The organism is Photorhabdus tasmaniensis, assembly GCF_011189505.1.
GTDB lineage: Bacteria > Pseudomonadota > Gammaproteobacteria > Enterobacterales > Enterobacteriaceae > Photorhabdus > Photorhabdus tasmaniensis.
This window is the reverse complement of sequence record NZ_PUJU01000200.1, coordinates 1-565: the sequence shown is the minus strand read 5'-3', so window position 1 is coordinate 565 and position 565 is coordinate 1. Positions and strand designations below refer to the sequence as shown.

General features: G+C 47.4%; 2 protein-coding genes. Both read left to right on the top strand.

Going from position 1 to position 565, the window contains the following annotated elements:
- The first annotated feature begins 11 nt into the window (after window positions 1-11).
- The gene (locus C5471_RS23535; RefSeq protein WP_133812495.1) at window positions 12-332 is read left to right on the top strand and encodes a type II toxin-antitoxin system RelE/ParE family toxin; all 321 of its coding nucleotides are present in this window, start codon (window positions 12-14) and stop codon (window positions 330-332) included.
- On the top strand, window positions 322-565 hold a 244-nt coding region (locus C5471_RS23530), incomplete at its 3' end, for a helix-turn-helix domain-containing protein (RefSeq protein WP_166296660.1). The genes C5471_RS23535 and C5471_RS23530, both read left to right, overlap by 11 nt.

Sequence of the window (565 nt, the reverse complement as noted above, 5' to 3'; positions counted from 1 at the left end):
AGGGGGGATGCATGTTTGAACTGATATTTCACGAAGAAGCTAGCAATGAGATTCAAGCACTGGACGAGGTGATGAGAGGTAAAACGGTACTGGCACTTGATAAACTAGAAGCTAGGGGGAACACATTGCGGTACCCGGCAACAGAGCCGTTGCGTGACGGGTTATTCCAGTTACGTGTTGGCAATAAAGACATTACCCGAACCATTTTTGCTTATGTCGCCGGCCGGAGAATTTACATACTCCGCACATTTATCAAAAAAACACCGAAAACCCCAGCGCCAGAAATAAAGCTGGCATTGCAAAGATTAGAGGAGATGACAAATGAAAGTTAAAGGTATTCCCTGGTCAGAAGTCAGGGCACAAGCCCTTTCATCCCCCGGAGCTCAGGCCGCTTATGAAGCAGCCAAACAGGAAGAAGAACTCTACGAGTTGATACAGAGCATGAAAAAAAGGGCAGGCATTAACAGTTCACAGTTAGCCGAACGATTGGGAATTACCCCACCGGCAGTCGCTAAGGTTGAAAAGAATCCGATGAAAGCCAGCGTTGCGACACTTGAGCGCTATG